This is a genomic window from Streptomyces rectiviolaceus, from assembly GCF_039533825.1.
Lineage (GTDB): Bacteria > Actinomycetota > Actinomycetes > Streptomycetales > Streptomycetaceae > Streptomyces > Streptomyces rectiviolaceus.
In genome coordinates this window covers 15,614-36,104 of the sequence record NZ_BAAAUG010000113.1, presented here as the reverse complement: position 1 = coordinate 36,104, position 20,491 = coordinate 15,614, and the positions used below count along the sequence as shown (strand labels likewise).

The window sequence follows — 20,491 nt, the reverse complement described above, 5'->3', positions numbered from 1 at the left end:
GGACGGGAGTCGATCCACCGCGCGGAACCCCACACCCGCCCTCCACGGCACCGGCCCGGGGCAGGGACGATTCAGCGCGCTCAGCGGCCGAAACTCGCCAGCTTCGCCCGCAGCTGGAGCACCGATTTCGTGTGGATCTGGCTCACCCGGCTCTCCGTCACCCCGAGCACATTGCCGATCTCGGCGAGCGTAAGACCTTCGTAGTAGTAGAGCGTGACAACGGTCTTCTCCCGCTCCGGCAGCGTATTGATCGCGCGCGCGAGCAGCCGCCGCAGCTCGCGGTCCTCGGCGACCTCCACGGGGTTGTCGGCCGCGGTGTCCTCGAGCGTGTCCATCAGGCTCAACCGGTTGCCGCCCTCGCCGCCGACGTGAAGCAGCTCCTCCAGGGCCACCACGTTCGCCAGCGACAACTGGCTGAAAACGGCGTGCAGTTCCTCCAGCGCGACCCCCATCTCGCGGGCGACCTCGCTCTCCGACGGGGTGCGCCGCAGCTGCGCCTCGAGCGTGGCATAGGCCCGCTCGACGTTGCGCGCCTTCTGCCGCACGGACCGGGGAATCCAGTCGAGCGCGCGGAGTTCGTCGATCATGGCGCCACGGATGCGGGTGATCGCGTACGTCTCGAACTTGATGGACCGTTCGATGTCGAACTTCTCGATCGCGTCGATCAGACCGAACACCCCGGACGAGACGAAGTCCGCCTGCTCGACATTGGGCGGAAGACCCACGCTGACCCGGCCCGCGACGTACTTCACCAGCGGCGAGTAATGCAGGATCAACTGCTCGCGCAGCCGCCCGTCCCCCGTCTCCTTGTACGAGCGCCACAGCTCGTCCAGCGTCGAGGGTGCGGGGGGCCGCTCCCGCTCGCCGCTACGGGCGGCGGGGGGAGCTGCCGCCCGATCGGACCCTGAGGTGTGCTGGGGCATTCGTTGCCTTGAGCCGTTCTGCCGTGAACCGGTGAGGTCGTGCGAGCCGATGGATTCGCCCGCACCCGCGAAGTGCTGATCTTGCGTGAAGTGAATGAGGTTGTCCGTCTGCTTGCCTGTGGTTGCCTGTCCGCGTCGGAATCCTTGTGAGCGTAGCGTGACTGGAGTGTCGCAGTGTGCGAACAGTAGGGGATCTCGCGTACGCAGATACGTTCCGCTGGGCGCCCCACCGAGTACCCCTCGTCGCCGTGCGTGACGACCGTGAAGCGCCAACTGCGCGATTTCCCAAGGACATCGGGGGTTCATCCAGACGGCCGAATACGCTCGGTCACATGCCTCCTCCCTTCGGGAAGACCGACACAATCGCCTGGCGTGTCAACTGCCAGCCGTCGCCGTGTCGTTCGACGAACCCCAGTGAGCGCAACTCGTACAGTCGACCGACTGCTTCGTCCACAGCCGTGCCCGCGCCGAGTGCGATCTCCCGGGCCGACGCGCTCCCCCGGGCGGGCAGCGCCGCCAGGACACGCGCGGCGTCCGGGGCGAGCAGATCGCGCGGCACGACGGGACCGCGCCGCTCCGGAGCCAGCTCTCCCATGTCGCCCACCAGCTCGACGACTTCCGCCGCGTCGGTCACCAGGACTCCGTCACCCCGCAGGAGTTCGTGCACCCCCGCCGAGAGGCCGCTCGTCGCGGGCCCCGGCACCCCCATCGTGAACCGCCCGAGCTCCTGCGCACTGCGCGCCGTGGCGAGCGCACCGCTGCGGTACGCGGCCTCGACGACGACGCTGCCCCGGGTGAGGGCGGCGATCACACGGTTCCGGAGGATGAATCTGCTCGGCGTCGGGTGGTCTCCCGGCGGCAACTCCCCCACCACAAGACCCTGTTCCGCGATCCTCCTGATCAACTCGGCATGCCCTCGCGGATAAGCCCGGTCGACCCCGCACGCGAGCACCGCCACCGTGGCCCCGCCGGCCCCCAGCGCTCCCCGGTGCGCGGCCCCGTCCACCCCATAGGCACCGCCCGACACGACCACCCAGCCCCGCTCGGCGAGCCCCGCGCCGAGGCTGGCCGCCATGTGCGCCCCGTACTCCGTGCAGGCCCGCGCCCCGACCACGGCCACCGACCGCAGCGCCCATATCCGCAGGCTGGGCTGCCCCCGCACCCAGAGCCCCACCGGCCGCGCATCCCCCAGGTCGTCCAGCTGGACGGGCCACTCCGCCTCCCCCGGGCACACGAACCGCACCCCCGCGTCCCCCGCCACCGCCAGATCCTCCTCGGGCCGCGCCTTCCCCGCGCGCGCCCGCAGCCCTTCCCACCGCGCCGGTGTCACCCCGGCCGGCCGCTCCTCCCCCTCGGCCAGCCGCCGCACCACTTCGACGGCCCCGGTCTGCCGCAACCACCGCCCGCCCACCTCGTCCCCCGGTTCGAGGATCCGGGTCAGGGCGACCCTCGCAAGACGCTCCTCCCCCGCGGCGGAGCCCGAATCCAGGGCCGAGGTCATGTCAGCGTCCCGATCGCCATCGGCACGCCACGCGACACCCCCGTACGCAACTGCAGCGCCAGGGCGACGTCCTGTGCGGCAGGCCGGTCACGGCCCGCCAGGTCCGCGACGGTCCAGGCGACCCGCAGGACGCGGTCGAGCCCCCGGGCAGTCAGGAAGCCGCGCTCCAGGTCGAGTTCGGCGGCATCCAGGGCGCCCGGGTCGGCCGGCCACCGCGTGCGCAGGGCGTGGCCCGGCACTTCGCTGTTCGTCCGCCAGCCGGTGCCGGCCAGTCTGGCCGCCGATCTCTCCCGGGCGACGCGCACCCGGTCGGCGACCGTCTGCGTGGAGTCTCCCCGCGTGCCGTACCCCGCCAGCTCGGATCGCGTGACGGGCTCCACCTCGACCTTCAGGTCGACCCTGTCGAGCAGCGGACCCGAGAGCCGCGCCTGATAGCGGCGGACGACGGACGCCGGGCATTCGCAGCCGTCACCAAGCAGCGTGTGCCGACCGCAGGGGCAGGGGTTGGCCGCGAGGACCATCAGGAACTTCGCGGGCAGCCGCACCACTCCCGCGCTGCGGGCGATCACCACATGGCCCGATTCGAGAGGCTGGCGCAAGGAGTCCAAGGTCTGGCTGCTGAACTCCGGCGCTTCGTCGAGAAAGAGCACGCCGCGGTGGGCCAGCGAGACAGCCCCCGGCCTCGCGATTCCCTTGCCGCCGCCCACGAGCGACTGCATCGTCGCGGAGTGGTGCGGCGCGCAGTACGGCGCGGTGTCCACCAAGGGCTTGCCCGGCGGCAGTATGCCCGCCACCGAGTGGACGGCCGTCACCTCCAGGGACTCCTCCCGGGTCAGCCGGGGCAGGATCGCAGGCAACCGCTCCGCGAGCATCGTCTTTCCCGCGCCCGGCGGGCCCTGCAGAAAGAGGTGGTGCCCTCCCGTGGCCGCCACCTCCACGGCGGTCCGGGCCGACGCCTGTCCGACGACATCGGCGAGGTCCAGGGCGAGGGCGTCCTCCAGACCGCCGCTGAGACCCGTGCCCACACCTGTTCCGGGCACGCAGAGCCCCGCGAGCATCGGGTCCGGGCGCCCCGGCTCGTCCGGCTCCTCCTCCGGCACCGGCTCATCGGTCAGCACGGCGATGAGCTGGCGCAGGCTGCGCACCCCGAGCACCGACACCCCCGGTACCAGCGCCGCCTCGGCCGCGGTGCACTCCGGGACGACGACCTGCTCATAGCCCGCGTCCGCCGCCGCGAGGACCGCCGGCAGCACTCCCCGGACCGGCCGCACCCGGCCGTCGAGCCCCAGCTCACCGATCATCACGATGTCGGTGAGGGTCCGCGGATCGATCCGCTCCGCCGCACCGAGCACCGCGCAGGCCACCGCGAGATCGAAGCCGCTGCCTCCCTTGGGCACCGACGCCGGACTGAGGCCCACCGTCAGCTTCTTCTGGGGCCATTCCCCGCCCGAGTTCACCACCGCGGCCCTGACCCGGTCCTTGCTCTCCGTCAGGCTCTTGTCCGGGAGGCCGACCAGCGTGAACGCCGCGACACCGGGCTCCAGATCGGCCTGCACCTCGACGACCACGCCCTCGACGCCCACCAGCGCCACGGAACACGTACGCGCGAATCCCATCAGGCCACCCCCCGCGCATGCTCCACGACAGGGGCGCCACGGCGGGGGATCAGCACGCCGACGAGGTCGATGCGCACCCCGCCCGGCGGCGGACCGCCCCGCTCCTCGATCCAGCGCTCGGCGAGGCGCCGCAGCCGCTCCGCCTTGGCCCGGCCCACGGCCGCCATCGGATGCTGATAGATCCCCGGGCCGACCGGGCCGGCCCTGCGCGTCTTGACCTCGCAGACGACCAGCGCTTCGCCGTCCATCGCCACGATGTCGATCTCGCCGGTTCTGCCACCGCGCCAGTTGCGCGCCAGAACCGTCATCCCGGCTTCGCCCAGCCGCCTCGCGGCCAGATCTTCGCCGTACTGCCCGAGTGCCCCCCGTGCGTTCATGTCGGCACCACCTCCGACACCCACACTGGGGCTCAACCCCGAGCGTTGTGGATCTTGGTGGACGACTCACGCGTTGTGGATAACTCGCTCACCCGTCTCGGTGAGCTGGGTAACCAGCAGAAACCGAGAACTCAGCCTCCCGGCAGCTCGAGGTCGCTCTTGTTGAGCTCCTCGATATTCACGTCCTTGAATGTGAGGACGCGCACCTGCTTCACGAACCGTGCGGGCCTGTACATGTCCCACACCCAGGCGTCCGCCATGGACACCTCGAAGAAAACCTCACCCTGGACCGAGTGCACCTGCATCTCGTAGTCGTTGGTGAGATAGAAGCGCCGTTCGGTCTCGATCACATATTTGAACAGACCGACGACATCGCGGTACTCCCGGTAGAGCTTCAGCTCCATCTCGGTCTCGTACTTCTCGAGGTCCTCGGCGCTCATGGCATGTTCCCCTTCAGCCGTGCGTCCCCCTATTGTGCGTCAGCCCCTGGAGCCTCTACACGATTTCCGTGTCGAGGGTCTCGGGCCGGCTCGGAGGACCCTCGTCGAGCAGCCTGCGAAGCAGCTCGGCGAGCCTGGTCGGATACACCGTCTCATGTGCCTCGGTCAGTTCCTGGCACGTCCACCATCGCGCTCCCGCGACACTCCGCCGTTCCAGCTCCGTCAGCCCTGTGGCCTGCGTGGACGTCTGTGACGTACGCGCCAGGTAGTACCGCTCGTCCTGGTCCCAGCGCCGTCCGGCGAAGGGGAAGGAGCAGATCCGCTGCCACAGGGCCGGTCCGAGCTCGACCTCGGTGATGCCCGTCTCTTCCATCAGTTCTCTCAGCGCGGCCTGTTCATGCGTCTCGTCGCCCTCCAGACCGCCACCCGGCGTGAACCACCAGTCGTCCGCCGTGTCCCCGGGCTCATGGCCGTGCAGCAGGAGGATCCGGTCCCGCGGGTCGAGCAACACCACCCGGGCGACCCTCCGCAGCGCCTCCGGCTGCGGGTGCGCCTCCGGCTGCGGCTCAGCCGACATGGGCGGTCGCCTCCGAGCGATCCCGGCTCTGCGGGCGCTCACGCCCGCGCCGCATCCGCTTGACCACCGGGCCGTACGCGGCCCCGCCCAGGACGAGGACGGCACCGGCCACCACCGCCCACGCCATGAGCCCCACGGGCCCGGGGGCGGAGATTCCGCCCGGCATGTCAGCGAAGCCATCGGGGCGCTCCAGCGTCCCGAACCTGTCCGTCGGCCAGGCCACCGCGTCGACCCGCCCCTCCACCGCACCGCGCGGCACGGAGCCGTGGTTGGAGTCACCCAGGTGCACGCTGGAGTCCAGGGAGCCGCTGCGCTCGTCACCGAGCAGGAAGAGGTTGCCCTTGGGGACCGTGGTGGCCGGGATTCCGGTGGCCGCGGCGCCCTTGCCCTCGGGAAGATACGGTTCTGCGACCTGCCTGCCGTTGACCATCAGCTTGCCGTCCGTGCAGCAGGAGATCCGATCACCGCCGACACCCACCACGCGCTTGACCATCGGCAGGTCGCCCCAGCTCGACTGCCTGAAGACGACGACGTCGCCCCTGCGCACCTCACTGCCGTCTATCCGCTCGGCCAGGACCCGGTCGCCCGCGCCGATCGTCGGCGTCATCGAGCCGGTGGGCACGGTGTACGGCTGGTACAGGACGGCGCCCCAGACGAAGCCTCCCAGGAAGAGCACACAGCCGAGGGCCACGGCCAGTCCCGACAGCACGCTGCCGAGCCGTCCGTGGCCCTCGTCCGTACGTTGTGTCCTGCTCATCCCAGTGCTCCTCCATATCGGAGACGACCCCGCACGCCTACGAACAGACGCACGGAAGATCAGCGATCTGGGACGGCACCCTACCCGGCGGTACCTCCGCCAGAAACCCTCGCGGCCTGGGCAGCGGCCACCGTGAGCCGACGCCTGCGCCAGAGCACGACCGGAACCGCACCCGCGAGCCCGAGCGCCGCCGGCGCCGCGCTCATCGCGGCGTTGATGCCCGACTGGTCGAAGGTGTCCGGCTTGGGCAGCGTCGCCCAGCGGGTGGGCGGCCATGCGATCACGATCGCGCGGCCCACGACGTTGTCCACGGGAACGGCGCCGCCGCCGGGCTGGTTCTGGTGGTAGCGGGAGTCCAGCGAGTTCTGCCGGTGGTCACCCATGACCCAGATTTTGCCCGCGGGAACGGTGATCTTGAACTGGCCGCCCTGGTCGTCGACGCTGCAAGGGGTGTTGCCCTCGAAGACGTACGGCTCGTTCAGCGCCTTGCCGTTGACCTTCACCGGACCAGTGCCCTTGCACTCCACCGTGTCGCCGCCGACCGCGACGACCCGCTTGATCAGGTCCTTCTCGTCGGCGGACGGCATCAGGCCGACCCAGCCCAGGACGCGCTGAATCGCGTTCGGGTCGGGCGTGGGCTCACCGTCCAGCCAGTGGCCGGGGTCCCTGAAGACGACGACCTCGCCGCGCTCGGGCTCCGAGCCGAACCACGGTGTCAGCTTGTCGACCAGGACGCGGTCGCCCTTCTGGAGCGTGTTCTGCATCGAGTCCGAGGGAATCGAGAACGCCTGCACCAGGAAGGTCTTGATCACCAGTGCCAGGATCAGCGCGATGCCGATGAGGAGCGGCAGCTCCTTCCAGAAGGAGCGGGACTTCTTCGCCCCCTTGGCCGGCTTCCCGTCAAGATCACTGGGTGCGGGACCGGCACCCGCGGTGTCACTCCCGGGGTTCACGCCGTCCGTTGCGGCCTTGCCCTCCGGCTCGTCTGATCGCCCTGGCTGCTCCTCGGGCCCACCGTGTCCGGATCGTGCGCCGACCGCCACATCCCCCACATCCACTCCTCAGTCCGTGCTGTTGCCCGCTCCTGATGCGATGCAGGCCCACCACTCCCATAACGAGCGGGAGTTCCGCAGGGGTCGGGAGTCCGGTCAATCCGTATCGATCGCCGGGAGCCACCCTATGCGACGACCCGAGGGCGGTGTCCGACCCCGCACCCGCGTCGGGCACGGACGCGTACGTATCGGGCTCCTCCAGTTTGCGCCAGTGGTCGAAGGGCCAGGCGATGACGAGCGCGCGCCCCACCACGCTGTCCTCGGAGACGGTGCCGCTGAACTTCTCGGTGCGGTGGAAGCGGGAGTCGGCCGAGTCGGAGCGGTGGTCCCCCATGACGAAGAGGCGCCCTTCGGGGACCTTCACCTTGAACTCGAAGGACGAGGGCTCATCACCCGGGTTGATGTAGGGCTCTGTGAGCGGGACTCCGTTGACCGTGAGCTTCTTGTTCTTGTCACAGCACTTCACGGTGTCGCCGCCGACGCCGACCACGCGCTTGATCAGGTCCCGTTCGTTGTCGGATGGCAGCAGTCCGATGAAGGACAGGCCTTCCTTGACCTGCTTGACGACTACGGGGTCGTCCTTCTTCTTGGTCTGTTCATCCTCGAGCCAGTTGCCGGGGTCCTCGAAGACGACGACGTCGCCGCGCTCGGGCTTGGAACCGAACCACGGGGTGAGCTTGTCGACGAGGACGCGGTCGCCGATCTTGATCGTCTGCTCCATCGAGCCCGACGGGATCACGAAGGCCTGCACCAGGAAGGTCTTCAGGACCAGGGCTATAAGGAGCGCGACGCCTATGAGGAGGGGTATCTCCTTGATCGCCGAGCGCCGCCTGCGCCGCTTGACCTTCCGCGCGAGCTTGCGCCGCTCGGCCCTTCCGGGCAGTACGGGACCTGTGGTGGGCCGGGATCCGGTGGGCAGCCGGGTGTCGGCCCGGTGACTGGCGGCCCGCGTCCGCCCGCGGTTACCCATGCGCGCCGCCTGGTGCCGGCACGCGCGCGTAGCTGTCGGGACGCTCCAGAGACGTCCAGTGACCGATGGGCCAGGCGATCCAGTCGGCCCGGCCGATCACGGAGTCGACGGGGATCATGCCGCCGCCGGGCTGGCCCAAGTGGTCGCGGGAGTCACGGGAGTTGCTGCGGTGGTCACCGAGCAGGAACAGGCTGCCTTCGGGGACGACCACGACGAAGCGCACCTTCGAGGGGGCGTCCCCCGGGTACAGGTACGGCTCGTCGACCGGCTCGCCGTTCACCTTGATCCTCCCCCGCTCGTCGCAGCAGACCACCCGGTCTCCCCCCACCCCTGCGACCCGCTTGATGTAGTCGGCATCCCCGAAGTAGCCGCTGCCGTCGAAGACGACCGCGTCACCTCGCTGCGGCTCGGAACCGAAACGGTACGCCAACTTGTTGACGAGTACCCGGTCTCCGACCCGGAACGCGGGCTCCATGGAGCCACTGGGGATCTGGAACGGCTGCATCACGAAAGTGCTGACAAGCAGCAAGGACACCACGCAGATCAGCAGTGTGAGGGTGGCTCTGCCGCCGGGCACCCAGGAGACGAACGACATAAAACCGGAGCGCGACCGGTCCTCCGCCCCCTCGGATTCCTCGGCGCACTCGGCGCTCGGGGAATCGGTGGGTGGGGAGGAGCGGTCGCGCTCCGTGTGCTGTGCTTCGGTGTCCATCGGGGCCAGATGCTATCCGGCTCCGATGTGGACCCGTGCGCGAGCTCAGTTGTCGCGCTTCTCCTTGATCTTCGCGGCCTTGCCGCGCAGCTCACGGAGGTAGTACAGCTTCGCGCGACGCACGGCGCCGCGGCTGACGAGCTCGATCTTCTCGACGATCGGAGTGTGCACCGGGAAGGTGCGCTCGACGCCGACGGAGAAGGAGACCTTGCGGACCGTGAAGGTCTCGCGCACGCCGGCACCCTGGCGACGGATGACTACGCCCTTGAACTGCTGCACACGGGAGCGGTTGCCCTCGATGACGCGGACGTGGACGTTGACGGTGTCACCCGGGCGGAAGGCCGGGATGTCGGTGCGCAGCGAAGCGCCATCGACGGAGTCGAGCAGGTTAGCCATGATCGTCTGCTTTCTTCACTGATGCCACAGGTCATCAGCGGGAAGTTCGTGATGAGGATTCGATAGCTGTTCGCGTCGGGCGGGCGTCTTTCCCCCTGTGGCAGGGGCGCACGCTGGACGTACAGCAGCGGCCTATTCTTCCACGGCCTCGGGGTCTCGCCCAAATCGGCCGTCGGGGCCCGGCCGCCACCCCAGGATCGAGAGCATCTCGCGGTCCTTCTTGTCGAAGGCTGCGGGGTCACAGCGCTCGATCAGGTCAGGCCTGTTGCGGACCGTGCGCCGCAGCGCCTCGTCCCTGCGCCAGCGTGCGATCTTGCCGTGGTGGCCGCTGATCAGCACGTCCGGGATGCCGTGACCGCGCCACTCCGGGGGCTTCGTGTAAACGGGCCCCTCAAGGAGGTTCGCCATCGCGCCGGGGGCGAAGGAGTCGTCGCGGTGGGACTCGGCGTTGCCGAGGACGCCGGGCAGGAGACGGGCCACGGCCTCGGTGACGACCAGGACGGCCGCCTCGCCGCCCGCGAGGACGTAGTCGCCGATCGACACCTCGTAGACGGGCATCCGGGTCGCGTACTCGTCCGTGACGCGGCGGTCGATGCCTTCGTAGCGCGCGGGCGTGAAGACCAGCCAGGGCCGCTCGGAGAGCTCGACGGCGAGTTCCTGGGTGAAGGGGCGCCCGCTGGGCGTGGGGACGACCAGGACGGGCCCGTGGGCCCCGGCCTCGTACCCCTCGGCGAGCACGTCGTCGAGGGCCGCGCCCCAGGGATCGGTCTTCATGACCATGCCGGGGCCGCCGCCGTAGGGGGTGTCGTCGACCGTGTTGTGCCGGTCGTACGTCCACTCCCTGAGGTCGTGCACGTTCACGTCGAGCCGGCCACGCGCGCGTGCCTTGCCGACGAGGGAGACGTTCAGGGGTTCCAGGTACTCGGGGAAGATCGTGACGACGTCGAGCCGCATCAGGCGCCGTCCCCCGCGGGACCCTCGTCGTCCCTCGTGGAGGCGATCTCCGCGCGGTCGTCGATCAGGCCGGGCGGCGGGTCGATGATCGCCCGCTGCTCCTCCAGGTCGATCTCGGTGACGATCGCCTCCACGAAGGGGATCATCACCTCGCTGCCGTCGGGCCGCTCCACGATGAACAGGTCCTGCGAGGGCAGGTGCGAGATCTCGGTGATCCGGCCGACCTCAACGCCGTCCTTGGTGACGATGTCGAGGTCCATCAGCTGGTGGTCGTAGTACTCGTCCTCGTCCTCCGGGAGCTCTTCCGGATCGACCTCCGCGATCAGCAGCGTGTTGCGCAGCGCTTCGGCGCCCGTGCGGTCGCGTACGCCCTCGAAGCGCAGCAGCAGGCGGCCGCTGTGCACCCGGCCGGCCTCGATGGTCAGCGGCCCCGTGGAGGCGGGGTCAGTGGCGAGGACGGCGCCGGGCCCGAGCCGCAGCTCCGGCTCGTCGGTGCGCACCTCGACGGTGACGTCACCCTTGATGCCATGGGCGCGGCCGATCCGCGCGACTACCAGCTGCACTGCTTTCTCTCCTGTCGTGTGCCTACGGAAGGGTCACCGTTGACGACGGCAGACGCCTAGAGACGACTACGGGCCGGGGAAGGCCCAGAAGCCCTCCCCGGCCCGTGCCGGTGCTACCTGTGGTTCAGTGAACCTGGTCCACGTCGACGAGGTCGACGCGGACACCACGGCCGCCGATGGCGCCCACGACGGTCCGCAGAGCGCGCGCGGTACGGCCGTTGCGGCCGATCACCTTGCCGAGGTCATCCGGGTGGACCCGGACCTCGAGCACACGCCCCCGGCGCAGGTTGCGCGAGGCGACCTGCACGTCGTCGGGGTTGTCGACGATGCCCTTCACGAGGTGCTCGAGAGCCTCCTCGAGCATGCTCAGGCCTCGGTCGACTCGGTGGGCGCAGCCTCGGCCGCGTCCGCCTTCTTGTCAGCCTTCTTGGCCTTCTGGGTGATGGCCTCACCCTTGACCTCGTCGCCCTCGAGGCCCTTGGTGAAGGCCTCGAACGCGGCGCGCTTGTCCTTGGGCTCCGCGACGAGCAGCGGCGCCGGGGCCGGAAGGCCCTTGTGCGCCTGCCAGTCACCGGTGAGCTTCAGGATCGCCATGACCGGCTCGGTCGGCTGAGCGCCGACGGAGAGCCAGTACTGCGCGCGCTCCGAGTTGACCTCGATGCGCGAGGGGTTCTGCACCGGGTGGTACAGGCCGATCTCCTCGATGGCCCGACCATCACGGCGGGTACGGGAGTCGGCGACGACGATGCGGTAGTGAGGCGCACGGATCTTGCCCAGACGCTTCAGCTTGATCTTGACTGCCACTGGAGTGGTGTCTCCTGGTCTTGACGTGGTTGGGCACAACGAGATGCCACGTGGGGTTGCGGTACTCGGGGTGCCCGATGGACGCGTCAGCCGGAGGCGAGAGGGTTCCTATGCGGCTGTCGAGTACAGCTAGCCATTGTGCCATACGTCGCTGGGGCGTCCGAAACCGGTCCGGACGCCCCCGACCGGCGCAGCTCCAGCTCAGCCCCGTCAGCCGGCGACGGCGCCGACCACTTCGGGAATACGGAAGGGCTTGCCGCAGCCACCGCAGACGATGGGCGCCTGGGCGAGCACCGACGGGACCACGCGGACATTGCGCCCGCAGTCGCAGACCGCCTTGACGCGGACGCCGCCCCCGGAGGAGCCGTGCCGGGCGGCCGGGCCCCGGAAGCTGCGTGCCGTGTCGGCGGCGGTCGCCGCGGTGTGTGCCTTGAGGGCGCGCTGGAGCCGCTCGATCGTCGGGCGGTAGCGCTTCCTCGCCTCAGGATTGAGCGTGACCAGCGAGAAGCCGCTGCTGGGGTGCGGCTCCTCGGGATGGTCAAGGCCCAGCTCCTCGGCGATCGCGAGGAATCTGCGGTTGTGATAGCGGCCCGCACGTGAGGTGTCGCGTACGCCGCGTGACGCGGCGATGCCATGGACTGCCTCATGGAGCAGTCGCTCGAAGGAGAGTTCGGCGCCGCAGGCGGACGACGACTCTCCGATCAGGGATTCGGGCGCGGCAAGATCGGGCAGCTCGGGGTGGTGCCGCTGAATATCGGCCCACGCCTGTGCCAGCTCTGCGGCGAGAACAGGTGGTGTCGTGCTCACGTCGTGAACAACGAGCCGGGGTGCCCAGGGGTTCCATTCCGGGGCATCCCAAATAATTTGCACGTACCCGTCAGTTGCCATTGATGTGCCATTGATGCGTCCGGACGAGGGCGGGTGCGCTGATCTGCCCAGAAGCCTCGCAGGTCATGGCAAGCCGGTACGTAGTAGCGCGTACGCCCCGGCGCGTAGGACAACCCCGCACACCGGGGCTTGTGTTGCCTGGGCAGGCGTACGAGCCGAGAACGAGCGCGCTGGTACCGGAGGCGCGCTCGTCAGTATGCGCGGGCCACCACAGCGACGTTACCCGGGGTCTCATCGGCGTCCGGCACCGCCCCGTCCTCCGTGACCAGACACCGTACGGACACGGAGTGCTCGGCCAGCTTCGCCTCGCCCTCCGGGCCGAGCGTGGCCCACGGGATGCGCGCCCAGCCACCGGCGGCCGTGGCCTGAACGGCCTGGTCGACGGTGGTGACGTCCGAGGTGCGCGACTCCCGGCGCTCGCGGGCCTGGTCCAGGAGCAGCTTCTGGTCCTCTTCGAGGACGGTGGGCAGCAGCGCAGCGAGGGAGTCGATCGAGACCGGCTCCTTGCCTCCCCTGATGCGGCGGGCCAGCATCGCGGTGCCGTTCTCCAGGTCGCGCGGGCCGACCTCGACGCGGACCGGCACCCCCTTGAGCTCCCAGTCGACGGCGCGGCGCCCGAAGGGGGTGTCCGTGCGGTCGTCGACCTGGACGCGCACTCCCGCGGCCTTCAGGCGGTCGCCGATCTCATGGACCTTGGCGAGCACCGCGTCGTCGCCCTTGATGGCCAGCACGACGGCCTGGACGGGTGCGAGGCGCGGCGGGACCCGCAGACCGTTGTCGTCGCCGTGCATCATCACCAGGGCGCCGATCATCCGCGTCGTACTGCCCCAGGAGGTCTGCCAGACGAGTTCCTGCTTGCCTTCCTTGGAGAGGTACTGGGTATGGAAGGCCCTGGCGAAGTTCTGGCCGAGCTCGTGGCTGGTGCCGAGCTGGAGGGCCTTGCCGTCGCCCATCATGCCTTCGAGGGTGAGGGTGTTGATGGCGCCCGCGAAGCGCTCCTGGGCGGTCTTGCGGCCCAGGACGAAGTCCATCGCGAGGACGTCCCGCATGAAGGCCCCATAGACGTCCTTGTGGATGCGGGCCGCGAAATCGCGTGCCTCTTCGTACGTCGCGTGAGCCGTGTGGCCTTCCTGCCAGAGGAACTCCGACGTCCGCAGGAAGAGCCGGGGCCGCAGTTCCCAACGGACCACGTTCGCCCACTGGTTGATCAGGAGCGGCAGGTCGCGGTAGCTCTGCACCCACTTGGAGAAGTACTCGTTGATGATCGTCTCGGAGGTGGGGCGGATGACGACCGGCTCCTCCAGCTCCTTGCCCCCGCCGTGCGTGACGACGGCCAGTTCGGGGGCGAAGCCTTCGACGTGCTCGGCCTCCCTGGTCAGGTACGACTGGGGGATGAGGAGCGGGAAGTACGCGTTCTGGGTACCCGTCTCCTTGATACGGGCGTCCATGTCCTGCTGCATGCGTTCCCACAGGCCGTAGCCGTACGGTCGGATCACCATGGTGCCGCGCACCGGCCCGTTGTCGGCCAGCTCGGCCTTGTTGATCAGATCCTGGTACCAGCGCGGGAAGTCTTCCGCGCGGGGCGTGAGAACGGGTGCCTTAGCCATGGCGCGCATGGTACGGCGGGCCTCCGGAGAGCGTGAATTGAATTCCTCCAGGGGGCGCACAACGGTGGCACGCAAGCATTGCCCCACAACCTCTGGACGCCACGACGGATGCGGAGTTCTCTGGCATACGGGGGGAGTGCGAGCGCACTGCACGGGGGCGGACGAACCGTTTGAATACGACACTCCAGCAACTCTCGGCGGATTGGGGCGCTTTCGATGACACCTACACTCGCGCAGCCGCACCTCCCCCGCGCGGGCACGACCCCCCGTGGCGTGGACCGGTGCGCACGCGCGCGTGACTGGGCGGAGATCCAGGAACGGATGCTGGTCCCGCTCTATGAAGCGGTGTACGAACGACTCGAAGTAGGCAGCGGAACGCGGCTTCTCGGCCTCGGCTGCGGTTCCGGACTCGCCCTCCTGATGGCGGCTTCACGGGGCGCGTCGGTCACCGGCGTCGACCCCTCGTCGCCCGAACGGCTCGCCCTGGCGCGCGAGCGCCTGTTGCCCGACACGAGCCCGGACGCACGACCGCACGGAGACACCCGGCTCATGGAGGGCGGCCCCGATGACGTATCGGGGCCGGATGCGCCCGCTTTCAACATGGTGACCGCGTTCCAGCCGATCGGCTGCATGGCGGGCGACTCCGAGGGCCTCTCCGGGCTCCTGGAGGCCACCGTCCCGCTGACCGGGAGCGGCACCCCCGTGGTCCTCGCCGGATGGGGTCCGCCGGAGCGCTGCACGACCTCTTCTGTACTGAGGGTGGCGACCAAACTCGCCGACCCGCTCCGTAATACGGGAAGTTGGCGCCCCGCGCTCCGTGACGACCTGGAGGAGGTCGCCCAGCGTGCGGGCCTCAAGCCGGACGGCTCGGGACGCGTGGCGTGCCCCTTCGGGTACGCGGACACGGACAGCGCGGTGCGCGGTCTGCTCTCCACGGGACTGTTCGACGCGGCGGTGGGCGCGACGGATCAGGTGCAGGTCGACAAGGAGCTGACGGAGGCCCTGCATCCGCACAAGCGGCGCGACGGGACCGTGTGGATGCCGAACGTGTTCCGGTACTTGATCGCGCGTACGCGGTAGCGGGCTAGCTTCCGCCCAGCGCCGTTCGAAGGCGGTCGAGCAGCGCCCTGGCCGCTGGGCTCGCGGGCCCGTCCGTGCGCCAGGTCAGGGCGATCCTGCCCCGGGGCCGGGGATCGGTGATCTCCAGTGTCCGCAGCCCGTACGCGGCCGCTGTACGCGGTTCGAGCGCGGGCAGGACGGCCACGCCCAGGCCGCGGACGACGAGTTGCACCAGGACCTGCGGGGCGGCCGCCTCGAAGGCGATGCGGGGCCGGATGCCTGCCTGGGCGCAGGCACGGTCGAGCACGCCGCGCAGGCCGGTGCCGCGCGGCAGGCTGATCAGCGGCCGGTCCCGGAGCTCGGCCAGCGGAACGGTCGTACGCCCCTCGGGCGCGAGGAGGGCGTCGCCCGGGAGCACGACGGCCACCAGGGGTTCGTCGATCACCGTCTGCCAGGAGATGCCCGGCGGGGGCTCCTCGTCCGTCAGGCCGAGGAGGGCGATGTCGAGTTCGCCGCCGCGCACCGCGGACAGCATCCGGTCCGAGCTGTCCTCGGTGAGGGCGATCTCGACCCCGGGGTGGTCGTCGTGGAAGTCGGCGATGACGGAGACCACGTCGAACTCATGGGTGGCCGCGCCGGACACCAGGCCGAGCGCGATCTGACCGCGGAGCAGTCCGGTGAACTCGTCCGCGGTGTGCCGCACGCCCTCGACCGCGGCGAGCGCGGCCCGCGCGAACGGCAGGACGGCCTCGCCCACCTCCGTCAGCGTCACCGACCGCCCCGAGCGGTCGAGGAGCGGCTGCCCGAGCTCCCTCTCCAACTGCCGGACCTGGGCGCTCACGCCTGGCTGGGCCAGGTGCAGGCGTTCGGCGGCGCGGGTGAAGCCGGCCTCCTCAGCCACGGCGACGAAGTACTGGAGCTGGCGGAGTTCCATAACTGGGCATGCTAGCTGCCAGAAGATCCAGCTCTTGGACTTATGGCGAGGTGCTCGACACCCTGGAGGAGTGGACATCAGAACCGCTGTCGCCGCCGAACGCCATGAACTCGCCGCCCTGCTCGACGACTTGTCGCCCGCTCAGTGGGAGGCGCCGACCCTGTGCGCGGGGTGGCGGGTCCGGGAAGTGGCGGCCCATATGTCGCTGGGATTCCGCTACTCGCTTCCGAAGACCCTCGCCGAACTCGTCAAGGCACGTGGGAGTCTCCACCGGATGACCGACCGCTGCGCCCGCAAGGACGCCGCGGCCCACTCGACCGGTCAACTCGCCGCGTTCCTCAGGGACAACGCGGACCATCCCTGGCAGCCGCCCCTGGCCGGGATCGAAGGGGCGCTGGGTCACGACGTGGTGCACGGCCTGGACATCTCGGTCGCGCTCGGGCTCGGGCGCAGGGTTCCCCTGGACCGCGTACGCGTCCTTCTTAAGAAGGTCACGCCCAAGAGCACCAAGTTCTTCGGGGCGGACGTCGGCGGCGTCAAGCTGTGCGCCGACGACCTCGACTGGAGTTACGGCACCGGCACTCCCCTGACCGGCGCCGCGCAGGACCTTCTCCTCGTCCTGTACGGCAGGAAGCTCCCCCCGGGCCGCCTCCGGGGGGAGCTTCAGAGCCGCTTCGCCACCGAGGTGGTCTAGTCGGCGTCCTTGGTGAGCCGCGTGATGCCGGCGACCCGGTACGCCGCTTCCTCCTCCAGCGTCTCGTTCTCCAGGAGCGCGGCGGCCAGGGCGTCCAGCTGGCCCCGGTGGTCCCGTAGTTGCCTGCAGGCGCTCTCGTAGCACTCGTCGACGATCCGCCGCATCTCGTGGTCGATCGTGTCGAGGGTGCCCGGGGCGGCCGAGAGACCGTAGGCCTGCTGGGCGTCGTTCGGCAGCGCGGAGAGGCGGCCCACGCGCTCGCTCATGCCCCAGCGGCCGACCATGCCGCGGGCGATGTTGGTGACCTGTTCGAGGTCGCTCTCGGCGCCCGTGGTGATGACGTCGAAGACGACGTGCTCGGCCGCCATGCCGCCCAGGGCCCCGACGATGCGGCCGCGCAGATACTCCTCCGTGTACGCGTACTTGTCGGCGTCCGGGGTCGACAGCGTGACGCCGAGAGCGCGCCCACGGGGCACGATGGTGATCTTCCGGACCGGGTCGGCACCGGGTTGCAACATCCCAAGAAGCGCGTGCCCGCTCTCGTGGTACGCCGTGCGCCGCCGCTCCTCGTCGGGCATGACCAGCGGCCGCTCGGCGCCCAGCTGGACCTTCTCGAGCGCCTCGGAGAGGTCCGCCTGCGTCACTTCCTTCTGCTTGCGCTTGACGGCGAGCAGGGCGGCTTCGTTGGCGAGGTTGGCGAGTTCCGCGCCGGTCATCCCCGGTGTCGTACGGGCGACCTGGGCGAGGTCGGTGTCGCTCGCCATCGGGATCTCGCGGGTGTGGATCTCGAGGATGGCCTCGCGTCCGCCGCGGTCGGGCGGGCTGACGGTGACGACCCGGTCGAAGCGTCCGGGGCGGGTCAGGGCGGGGTCGAGGATGTCGGCGCGGTTGGTGGCCGCGAGGACGATGACGCCCTCGGACCCCGAGAAACCATCCATCTCGGTGAGAATCTGGTTCAGCGTCTGCTCGCGCTCGTCGTGCCCGCCCATCCCGCTGCCGCCGCCACGCGCCCGACCGATGGTGTCGATCTCGTCGATGAAGATGATGGACGGCGCGACTTTCCTTGCCTCGGCGAAGAGTTCACGTACGCGCGATGCGCCGACGCCCACGATCATCTCGATGAACTCCGAGGCCGACGCCGAGAAGAAGGGCACGCCCGCCTCACCGGCGACGGCCCGCGCGAGCAGCGTCTTGCCGGTGCCGGGCAGGCCCGCGAGCAGCACGCCCCGCGGCATCTTGGCGCCCATCTCGCGGTAGGCGGCGGGATTCTTCAGGAAGTCGACGACGTCGCTGAGCTCGCCCTCGACCTCGTCGATGCCCGCCACGTCCTCGAAGGTGGTGCGCTTGTCGCCGGGTTCGAGCTCCACCGGCTTCGGCGGCGCCTTGCGTCCCAGCATGCCGCCCGCGCCGCCCATGCCCGAGCTCATCCGCCGGGCGATGAAGATCCACAGGACGACCAGGAGCAGCATCGGGGCGAGCGAGATGAGCAGATTGGCGAGGAAGCTGCGCTCCTGGACGACCGGCTCGGCGGTGACGGTGACGTCGTGCTTGGTGAGGTCGTCCCAGAGTTTGTCGTCGGCGAAGGCGGGGCGCTGGGTGATGAACTTGGTGTAGTTCCCCTTCTCGTCGCCCGGCTTCGGCTGCTCCTTCTTGAGCTGCCCCTGGATCGCGTCGCCCTTGGAGTAGATCTTCGTGACGTTCCCGGAGTCGACCTGCTTGCTGAACTCCGTGTACGAGATCGTCGGCTCGTCGCCCTCGTTGAAGAAGGAGAGTACGAGGTTGGCGATGAGATAGACGATGAGCGCGGTGAGGATGAGCCCGCCCCACCCGCCCGGCATCTTCTTCTTGGGCGGCGGCTTGGGCTCGGGAGGGGGCGCGCCCTCGGAGCGCCATGGCTGGTCGGGCGCCTGGCGCGGCGGCACAGGGTTGCTCATATCCGGACGTTACGACACAAACAGAGGCTGGGCACCTGCTCCGAAAACGCCTGGGGCGCCCCTCGACGGAGAGGGGCGCCCCAGGCGGCGTACGAGATGCGAGCGTCAGCCCATGAACTTCTTGAACTCGTCCGGCAGCTCGAAGTCCTGCGCCTGCTGGCCCGCGGGCAGACCGAAGGCGCCACCCTCCTGAGCCGCCTGCTCGCGGCGGTTGGCGTCCTCAAGCTCCTGCTGCTTGCGCTTCATCGGGTTGCCGGAGCGCTGCTTGCCCTTGGCCTGCTTCTGCTTCTTCTTCTGCTTGCCGGCGCCGCCACCCATGCCCGGCATCCCGGGCATACCCGGCATTCCGCCGCCCTGGGCCATCCGCGACATCATCTTGCGGGCCTCGAAGAAGCGCTCGACCAGGTTCTTGACGGCGCTGACCTCGACACCGGAGCCCTTGGCGATACGAGCGCGGCGCGAGCCATTGATGATCGCCGCGTCCGCCCGCTCGGCGGGCGTCATCGACTTGATGATCGCGGCGGTGCGGTCGACGTCCCGCTCGTCCAGGTTGTTGATCTGGTCCTTGATCTGCCCCATGCCGGGCATCATCCCGAGCAGCTTGCTGATGCTGCCCATCTTCCGGACCTGCTCCATCTGGGCCAGGAAGTCGTCGAGCGTGAAGTCCTTGCCCTTGCTGCTCGCCAGCTTGGAGGCCATCTTCTCGGCCTCTTGCTGGGAGAAGGTCTGCTCGGCCTTCTCGATCAGCGTGAGCATGTCGCCCATGCCGAGGATGCGGGACGCCATGCGGTCCGGGTGGAACGCGTCGAAGTCGTCCAGCTTCTCGCCGTTGGAGGCGAACATGATCTGACGGCCGGTGACCTGCGCAATGGAGAGCGCGGCACCACCACGGGCGTCACCATCGAGCTTCGACAGGACGACGCCATCGAAGCCGACGCCGTCACGGAAGGACTCCGCCGTGTTCACGGCGTCCTGACCGATCATGGCGTCGACGACGAAGAGGACCTCGTCCGGGCTGACGGCGTCGCGGATGTCCGCGGCCTGCTGCATCAGCTCCTGGTCGATGCCGAGGCGTCCGGCGGTGTCGACGATGACGACGTCGTACTGCTTGGTCTTGGCGAACTCGATCGAGTCCTTGGCGACCTTGACCGGGTCACCTACGCCGTTGCCCGGCTCGGGGGCGTAGACGCCGACGCCCGCACGCTCGGCGACGACGGACAGCTGGTTCACGGCGTTGGGGCGCTGAAGGTCACACGCCACGAGGAGCGGGGAGTGGCCCTGCCCCTTCAGCCAGAGGCCGAGCTTTCCGGCGAGGGTGGTCTTACCGGCACCCTGCAGACCGGCGAGCATGATGACGGTCGGCGGGTTCTTGGCGAACCGCAGGCGTCGCGTCTCGCCGCCGAGGATGCCTACGAGCTCCTCGTTGACGATCTTGATGACCTGCTGGGCGGGGTTCAGGGCCTGGGAGACCTCGACCCCGGCGGCGCGCTCCTTGACCTGCTTGATGAAGGCCCGGACGACGGGGAGGGCGACGTCCGCCTCGAGCAGGGCGATGCGGATCTCGCGCGCCGTGGCGTCGATGTCCGCCTCGGACAGGCGGCCCTTGCCCCGGAGGTTCTTGAATGTCGCTGCGAGGCGGTCGGAGAGAGTGTCGAACACGGCGGTCGCGAATCCTCGGGTCGGGGGCGGGCGGATAGGTCGCCCTCCAGGGTATCTGTCCCGCCGGGCGGGCG

At 69.6% G+C, this 20,491-nt stretch carries 22 protein-coding genes; 2 read left to right on the top strand and 20 right to left on the bottom strand.

Annotation, left to right across the window (positions count from 1 at the left end):
- Nucleotides 1–80: 80 nt before the first annotated feature.
- The 17 genes from whiG to proS form a co-directional block, all read right to left on the bottom strand.
- A complete protein-coding gene (whiG, locus tag ABD378_RS28825; RefSeq protein ID WP_344525371.1) occupies nucleotides 81–923 on the bottom strand; it encodes an RNA polymerase sigma factor WhiG in 843 nt (280 codons plus the stop codon).
- 328 nt (nucleotides 924–1,251) lie between these two features.
- The gene (dprA, locus tag ABD378_RS28820; protein ID WP_344525369.1) at nucleotides 1,252–2,424 is read right to left on the bottom strand and encodes a DNA-processing protein DprA; all 1,173 of its coding nucleotides are present in this window, start codon (nucleotides 2,422–2,424) and stop codon (nucleotides 1,252–1,254) included.
- Nucleotides 2,421–4,040: a YifB family Mg chelatase-like AAA ATPase gene (locus ABD378_RS28815; protein ID WP_344525367.1), complete on the bottom strand. Its 1,620-nt coding sequence runs from the start codon at nucleotides 4,038–4,040 to the stop codon at nucleotides 2,421–2,423. The genes dprA and ABD378_RS28815 overlap by 4 nt, the downstream gene beginning before the upstream one ends.
- Nucleotides 4,040–4,417 (bottom strand): YraN family protein, encoded by a 378-nt coding sequence (locus ABD378_RS28810; RefSeq protein ID WP_344525365.1) that lies wholly within the window; start codon nucleotides 4,415–4,417, stop codon nucleotides 4,040–4,042. Before ABD378_RS28810 ends, ABD378_RS28815 begins: the two co-directional genes overlap by 1 nt.
- Nucleotides 4,418–4,548: 131 nt before the next feature.
- Nucleotides 4,549–4,857 carry a DUF2469 domain-containing protein gene (locus ABD378_RS28805; protein WP_003965949.1) on the bottom strand — a complete coding sequence of 103 codons (309 nt, stop codon included), beginning with the start codon at nucleotides 4,855–4,857 and terminating at the stop codon, nucleotides 4,549–4,551.
- 55 nt (nucleotides 4,858–4,912) lie between these two features.
- A complete protein-coding gene (locus ABD378_RS28800) occupies nucleotides 4,913–5,434 on the bottom strand; it encodes an NUDIX hydrolase (RefSeq protein ID WP_344525363.1) in 522 nt (173 codons plus the stop codon).
- On the bottom strand, nucleotides 5,424–6,191 hold the full coding sequence (lepB, locus tag ABD378_RS28795) for a signal peptidase I (RefSeq protein WP_344525361.1): 768 nt from the start codon (nucleotides 6,189–6,191) through the stop codon (nucleotides 5,424–5,426). Before lepB (ABD378_RS28795) ends, ABD378_RS28800 begins: the two co-directional genes overlap by 11 nt.
- 80 nt (nucleotides 6,192–6,271) lie before the next feature.
- Nucleotides 6,272–7,243, bottom strand: coding sequence for a signal peptidase I (gene lepB, locus ABD378_RS28790; RefSeq protein WP_344525359.1), 972 nt, complete (start codon nucleotides 7,241–7,243; stop codon nucleotides 6,272–6,274).
- Nucleotides 7,128–8,213 (bottom strand): signal peptidase I, encoded by a 1,086-nt coding sequence (gene lepB, locus ABD378_RS28785; RefSeq protein WP_344525357.1) that lies wholly within the window; start codon nucleotides 8,211–8,213, stop codon nucleotides 7,128–7,130. The genes lepB (ABD378_RS28790) and lepB (ABD378_RS28785) overlap by 116 nt, the downstream gene beginning before the upstream one ends.
- A complete protein-coding gene (gene lepB, locus ABD378_RS28780; protein ID WP_344525355.1) occupies nucleotides 8,206–8,925 on the bottom strand; it encodes a signal peptidase I in 720 nt (239 codons plus the stop codon). The genes lepB (ABD378_RS28785) and lepB (ABD378_RS28780) overlap by 8 nt, the downstream gene beginning before the upstream one ends.
- Before the next feature lie 45 nt (nucleotides 8,926–8,970).
- Complete coding sequence (gene rplS, locus ABD378_RS28775) at nucleotides 8,971–9,321, bottom strand: 50S ribosomal protein L19 (protein ID WP_344525353.1); 351 nt, start codon at nucleotides 9,319–9,321, stop codon at nucleotides 8,971–8,973.
- 132 nt (nucleotides 9,322–9,453) lie between these two features.
- Entirely contained in the window at nucleotides 9,454–10,275 is an 822-nt protein-coding gene (trmD, locus tag ABD378_RS28770; protein ID WP_344525351.1) for a tRNA (guanosine(37)-N1)-methyltransferase TrmD, read from the bottom strand.
- Nucleotides 10,275–10,838 (bottom strand): ribosome maturation factor RimM, encoded by a 564-nt coding sequence (gene rimM / locus ABD378_RS28765; RefSeq protein ID WP_344525349.1) that lies wholly within the window; start codon nucleotides 10,836–10,838, stop codon nucleotides 10,275–10,277. The genes trmD and rimM overlap by 1 nt, the downstream gene beginning before the upstream one ends.
- Nucleotides 10,839–10,962: 124 nt before the next feature.
- Nucleotides 10,963–11,202 carry an RNA-binding protein gene (locus ABD378_RS28760; RefSeq protein WP_030361979.1) on the bottom strand — a complete coding sequence of 80 codons (240 nt, stop codon included), beginning with the start codon at nucleotides 11,200–11,202 and terminating at the stop codon, nucleotides 10,963–10,965.
- Nucleotides 11,203–11,204: 2 nt separating this feature from the next.
- Nucleotides 11,205–11,642 (bottom strand): 30S ribosomal protein S16, encoded by a 438-nt coding sequence (rpsP, locus tag ABD378_RS28755; RefSeq protein ID WP_344525346.1) that lies wholly within the window; start codon nucleotides 11,640–11,642, stop codon nucleotides 11,205–11,207.
- A 210-nt stretch (nucleotides 11,643–11,852) separates the two neighbouring features.
- Nucleotides 11,853–12,449 carry a hypothetical protein gene (locus ABD378_RS28750; RefSeq protein ID WP_344525344.1) on the bottom strand — a complete coding sequence of 199 codons (597 nt, stop codon included), beginning with the start codon at nucleotides 12,447–12,449 and terminating at the stop codon, nucleotides 11,853–11,855.
- A gap of 272 nt (nucleotides 12,450–12,721) precedes the next feature.
- A complete protein-coding gene (gene proS / locus ABD378_RS28745) occupies nucleotides 12,722–14,137 on the bottom strand; it encodes a proline--tRNA ligase (RefSeq protein ID WP_344525342.1) in 1,416 nt (471 codons plus the stop codon).
- Between the two features lie 216 nt (nucleotides 14,138–14,353).
- Here proS and ABD378_RS28740 point away from each other — a divergent pair, with 216 nt between their 5' ends.
- Nucleotides 14,354–15,217, top strand: a complete 864-nt coding sequence (locus tag ABD378_RS28740; protein ID WP_344525340.1) for a class I SAM-dependent methyltransferase — start codon at nucleotides 14,354–14,356, stop codon at nucleotides 15,215–15,217.
- Between the two features lie 4 nt (nucleotides 15,218–15,221).
- Here the strand turns inward: ABD378_RS28740 and ABD378_RS28735 are convergent, their stop codons facing one another.
- On the bottom strand, nucleotides 15,222–16,130 hold the full coding sequence (locus ABD378_RS28735) for a LysR family transcriptional regulator (protein ID WP_344525338.1): 909 nt from the start codon (nucleotides 16,128–16,130) through the stop codon (nucleotides 15,222–15,224).
- Between the two features lie 70 nt (nucleotides 16,131–16,200).
- Between ABD378_RS28735 and ABD378_RS28730 the strand changes: the two genes are divergently transcribed.
- Nucleotides 16,201–16,824 (top strand): maleylpyruvate isomerase family mycothiol-dependent enzyme, encoded by a 624-nt coding sequence (locus ABD378_RS28730; protein ID WP_344525336.1) that lies wholly within the window; start codon nucleotides 16,201–16,203, stop codon nucleotides 16,822–16,824.
- Here ABD378_RS28730 and ftsH read toward each other — a convergent pair.
- Nucleotides 16,821–18,758 (bottom strand): ATP-dependent zinc metalloprotease FtsH, encoded by a 1,938-nt coding sequence (ftsH, locus tag ABD378_RS28725; protein WP_344525334.1) that lies wholly within the window; start codon nucleotides 18,756–18,758, stop codon nucleotides 16,821–16,823. The genes ABD378_RS28730 and ftsH overlap by 4 nt on opposite strands.
- Before the next feature lie 105 nt (nucleotides 18,759–18,863).
- Nucleotides 18,864–20,417 (bottom strand): signal recognition particle protein, encoded by a 1,554-nt coding sequence (ffh, locus tag ABD378_RS28720; protein ID WP_344525332.1) that lies wholly within the window; start codon nucleotides 20,415–20,417, stop codon nucleotides 18,864–18,866.
- Nucleotides 20,418–20,491 lie beyond the last annotated feature (74 nt).

Coding starts and splice junctions, on each gene's coding strand:
- ABD378_RS28740 (WP_344525340.1), top strand. CDS start 14,354: ATGACACCTACACTCGCGCAGCCGCACCTCCCCCGCGCGGGCACGACC.
- rplS (WP_344525353.1), bottom strand. CDS start 9,321: ATGGCTAACCTGCTCGACTCCGTCGATGGCGCTTCGCTGCGCACCGAC.
- ABD378_RS28805 (WP_003965949.1), bottom strand. CDS start 4,857: ATGAGCGCCGAGGACCTCGAGAAGTACGAGACCGAGATGGAGCTGAAG.
- ABD378_RS28735 (WP_344525338.1), bottom strand. CDS start 16,130: ATGGAACTCCGCCAGCTCCAGTACTTCGTCGCCGTGGCTGAGGAGGCC.
- ABD378_RS28810 (WP_344525365.1), bottom strand. CDS start 4,417: ATGAACGCACGGGGGGCACTCGGGCAGTACGGCGAAGATCTGGCCGCG.
- ABD378_RS28760 (WP_030361979.1), bottom strand. CDS start 11,202: ATGCTCGAGGAGGCTCTCGAGCACCTCGTGAAGGGCATCGTCGACAAC.
- lepB (WP_344525361.1), bottom strand. CDS start 6,191: ATGAGCAGGACACAACGTACGGACGAGGGCCACGGACGGCTCGGCAGC.
- lepB (WP_344525355.1), bottom strand. CDS start 8,925: ATGGACACCGAAGCACAGCACACGGAGCGCGACCGCTCCTCCCCACCC.
- ftsH (WP_344525334.1), bottom strand. CDS start 18,758: ATGAGCAACCCTGTGCCGCCGCGCCAGGCGCCCGACCAGCCATGGCGC.
- ABD378_RS28800 (WP_344525363.1), bottom strand. CDS start 5,434: ATGTCGGCTGAGCCGCAGCCGGAGGCGCACCCGCAGCCGGAGGCGCTG.
- dprA (WP_344525369.1), bottom strand. CDS start 2,424: ATGACCTCGGCCCTGGATTCGGGCTCCGCCGCGGGGGAGGAGCGTCTT.
- trmD (WP_344525351.1), bottom strand. CDS start 10,275: ATGCGGCTCGACGTCGTCACGATCTTCCCCGAGTACCTGGAACCCCTG.
- ABD378_RS28815 (WP_344525367.1), bottom strand. CDS start 4,040: ATGGGATTCGCGCGTACGTGTTCCGTGGCGCTGGTGGGCGTCGAGGGC.
- proS (WP_344525342.1), bottom strand. CDS start 14,137: ATGGCTAAGGCACCCGTTCTCACGCCCCGCGCGGAAGACTTCCCGCGC.
- lepB (WP_344525357.1), bottom strand. CDS start 8,213: ATGGGTAACCGCGGGCGGACGCGGGCCGCCAGTCACCGGGCCGACACC.
- whiG (WP_344525371.1), bottom strand. CDS start 923: ATGCCCCAGCACACCTCAGGGTCCGATCGGGCGGCAGCTCCCCCCGCC.